Raw genomic sequence first — 3734 nt, 5'->3', positions numbered from 1 at the left:
AAGGCACCTCCTCAAAAACATTATACACTATTTAGGACACGTTAAAAATAAAAGTGTCCTAAATCAGACAAAAAGGTGTCCTAATGCAGACAAAAAGGTGTCCTAATGCAGACAAAAAGGTGTCCTAATGCAGACAAAAAGGTGTCCTAATGGTTCTGTAACCCTTGTGGCTCTAAGTCTGAACAGGTGCCTAAAAGAGTATTTAAAAGATTTATATATAAAATATATATAAAATAGTGACCCCTTAAAGACACCCACTAACAAAAAAAGGTGTCTTTAACCAACAAAATGTTTTTATAACGAGGCTCAATCCCTTGTAGCTCTAAAATTCGAGAGACTCCTAAATATATTTAATAACAGGCACGCCCAGAATCATCACATGTACGTCTGACATTTTTATTTTTAGGTTTATATTGCTCTAACTCATCTGCCAATGCCATTTTTTGATCAAATAGCTTCTGCATTTCTCGTTCATACTCTAATTTCGCATTTAAAGTCTGTTTGAGCGCTTCTTTTTCTTTTTCTAGAGTTTCACTCACAGAAACCATTTCTTACTCTTTATGACCCTTTAAAACGCAAAAAAGACATGCAATTATAAATCCATGTCTTTTTTTAAAAAAACTGTTAAATGTTTAATAGAAAATAACTTAAATAGGTTTTTTAATTATAACATTCCATAAAGCATTAAAAAATATGATACATGTATTATATGCATAAAGTATATGTATACGTAACCTGTATGTATACATACGATATACATAACGTTATGGTTTTTATACATATGATCTAAAAAAGTGATGTCACTTTTTCTAGGGAAAATAACTCGGTACTGCCGAGTTCGCCACGTTTTTGATGCAATCAAAAATAAAAGTGGTGGCACTTTCCCTTATGCTCATGTTCTAAAAATAATTAGAATGCCTTTATTTGCCCCATATTTCGATTTTAAGAGTATGTTTTTAAATAAAGCATTAAAAATACTTTGAGGATTAAAACGATCATTCTACGCTCAAATTTGAGCTGATGAGATAAAAAACGGAAGTAATCTATAAAAATTTTGAGGGCCTTTTATGCCGAGAAAACTTTTTGAGAAAGAAAAGACCCTTCAAGTACACTTAACGAAGTGGGCCCACGAGGGCGTTTTTTCTCGTGGGCTCATCTTTGGGAAGTTTGAAGGGTCAAAGTTTCTACTCAAAAAGGAAATTGGAATAAATGCAAACATCAGGCGAATACCAGGTACTGCCCATTTACATGCAAACTTCGTTTTCATTAAAAAATGGGCAAACATGCTGTTTGATTGCTATAGTTCGTGTGGCGACTGAAAAACGAGAATTAATTTGAAATTCGATGTTTTTTTGATATGAAAATCAGGCGATCTTTTATGCTGAAAAGGAAATTGGAATAAATGTAAAAATGAGTTAAAGTGTATCTGAGTTAGAATAAAAAAATATTGGGGGATTGTTATGAAGACAGAGTTTGATTTGCCGTTTTTTATTTCTTTGATTCTTAACGTGATTTTATTAACTTTTATCACTTTGGGTCTTTTTGATTTTAATATTTATATTTCAGTAATTGTTGCTATAGTGGCTATTATAAATGCGGGTTTTATTTGTGCAAGGAGTATGAAATTGAATAAAAAAAACCGATCTCTTTGAAAAAGAGGTCGGTTTTGCTTGAGAAACTCAAAAATGCGAAGCAATTTTTGAGTTTCTTCTTGTCTTGATAAAAATAAAGAATATTTTAAAAATGTTAAAAGGGCTTTTAATGACTTAATTGCAAGTGATAACAAAAAAGAAACGTATTAATAATTAATACGTTTCTTTTTTGTTATCAAAGCTAAAATATTCATTACATCTAATCTGACTTATTCATTCTGTTAATAGCATTAAATGCTGTTATAGAAGATATAAAAACAAATGAAAATAATACAAAAGGCAGTAACATTTCTCTAATGTTAAAGAAATATATCAACGTTAAAGAAACTAATATCCATAACAATAAAAAAATTCCACTAAATAAATTGATGGTTTTAACAGTAAGACGCATATCCTACACTCGCGCCTGCATAGCTACCTAATAAACCTAATGTGATTGCTCCTCCAACAGCACCTATAGGTCCACCTAAAGAGCCAACAGCTGCTCCAGATGCTGCTCCACCTATCATACCAGTATAGTAGCTACCTATCACGCCAAAGCCACATTTAGCCCCACTTGGTCGTTTTTTCTTGGCAGCATAAAAAGATAGGCCACCGTCTTCTATTAACTGATACTGACCAATTAGATCTTTACCAACTTTTTTATAAGCAATCTTAACTTTATTTCCATACTCATCGATTGCTTCTGAAGGTAAAGTCTCAACTTTTTTTGTATTCATATCTTTAAGTACAGTAGAACCGTCAGCATTAATAACAGCTTGAACATTTTTTAACTTTAGCCCAAAAGTATGCTGATCTAATTTTACCATTTTTACTTGAGCGTTTGTGATAGCTTCAGCGTGTGCGTAATAAGGTTGGAACTCACTAGTACCTAAAGCTGTAAGAACTGATAATGATAAGACGGTTTTTAATACTTGTTTCTTCATTTTAACACTCTCCTTAGATAGACATAATTTTTTTACCACAAAATAAATAATATCAAAAAATCTTCTTTTTGCATCGATTTTTTAACAAAATTTAGGTAAATATTAAAATTAAATCCTTATTTTATAAAATATTGAAACAATTAAAGATGAAAGGCGATTTTAAGCACTTTAACGCATGGTTATTCACAAAATAAAAGTTATCGTGCTTAAAATCGGAATCTCAGCACGTAAATTCCCGGTTTCAAAGGTTTTATTTGATATATTCGTCTATTTCAGTCTGTTTAGCATTTTCTAGTTCAGCTAACTCTTTTCTTAATTTTTCTCTTTCGATTTCAAGTTCTTCTTCGGACATTTCATCAGTTGATCGATTTTGTTGCCCCTCATTTTTCAACCACTTTGGTGTTAATTCGCGTGGTTGTTTTTTCTTAGAGTAGTCAACAAATGTCCCTGTTTTTTCGGGGGACCAACGGAACTCTATTGCCACTACTGGCGCCCCTTTTTTCTTTGCTTTAATTTTATTTATCTTTAAGTTTTTGAAATGAGCGTTCAATTCTTTTTCAGCTACAGATATCACTTTTTGATTGATATGGCTCATTCTATAGGAATTTGGAATATCTAATTGCTCTCTAAATTCTTCAACAGATAATTTTAAATATCCAGTTGTCCTAAATTGTTTTAAAAGCCTAAAGATTGTTTTAGAATATGTAGATTTTAGTTTGATAAATTCTTCTAACGAATATTGAGTCCATTGCTCTAAATCGTTCAAAATATGTCGTAATTCTGGGTTTATTTTTATAGCTACTATCCCAGTAGAAGCGTCTAAATCTCCGTCATCATTCATGTCACAATCAATGTGAAAACTAGTAAATAATACAAAACGTGAGTACGTTAAGCGTTTTTTCTTTACGAATGTTTGACCATAGTTCAATTCCAACATTTTTTTATAAGTTTTATCTAAATCACTAACAAACCTTTGAGTGGCAGTTGGTTTATATCGACTTAAATCTTTTAATTCATTCCAGGAAAAGATTACTGTATCTTCGCCTTTATCTTTTAATTTACTAATTATGCTAAAGAAAAGATTCATTTCGTTAGCGTTAAACTTACCAAAAACTACTGAATTTAAGTTGTTGTGATACTTAACTAAATCAATCAT

Annotated in this window: 4 protein-coding genes; 1 reads left to right on the top strand and 3 read right to left on the bottom strand. The window is 31.2% G+C overall.

All coding sequences use genetic code 11. From position 1 onward, the window contains the following. Window positions 1-350: 350 nt before the first annotated feature. Window positions 351-548, bottom strand: coding sequence for a hypothetical protein (locus tag KYI10_12570; GenBank protein QYA34228.1), 198 nt, complete (start codon window positions 546-548; stop codon window positions 351-353). Window positions 549-1460: 912 nt separating this feature from the next. On the opposite strand from KYI10_12570, the gene KYI10_12565 reads away from it, so the two are divergent. Continuing rightward, the gene (locus tag KYI10_12565) at window positions 1461-1652 is read left to right on the top strand and encodes a hypothetical protein (GenBank protein ID QYA34227.1); all 192 of its coding nucleotides are present in this window, start codon (window positions 1461-1463) and stop codon (window positions 1650-1652) included. 374 nt (window positions 1653-2026) lie between these two features. Here KYI10_12565 and KYI10_12560 read toward each other — a convergent pair whose 3' ends face one another. Both KYI10_12560 and KYI10_12555 read right to left on the bottom strand, forming a co-directional pair. After that, window positions 2027-2578: a hypothetical protein gene (locus KYI10_12560; protein ID QYA34230.1), complete on the bottom strand. Its 552-nt coding sequence runs from the start codon at window positions 2576-2578 to the stop codon at window positions 2027-2029. Between the two features lie 250 nt (window positions 2579-2828). Next, complete coding sequence (locus tag KYI10_12555) at window positions 2829-3734, bottom strand: replication initiation protein (protein ID QYA34229.1); 906 nt, start codon at window positions 3732-3734, stop codon at window positions 2829-2831.

Origin of the sequence: Macrococcus sp. 19Msa1099 (genome assembly GCA_019357535.2) — a bacterium.
In the GTDB taxonomy this organism is placed as follows: Bacteria; Bacillota; Bacilli; order Staphylococcales; family Staphylococcaceae; genus Macrococcoides; species Macrococcoides psychrotolerans.
Note: the sequence above shows the minus strand (reverse complement) of the source record. Positions and strands in the feature narration are given on the sequence as shown.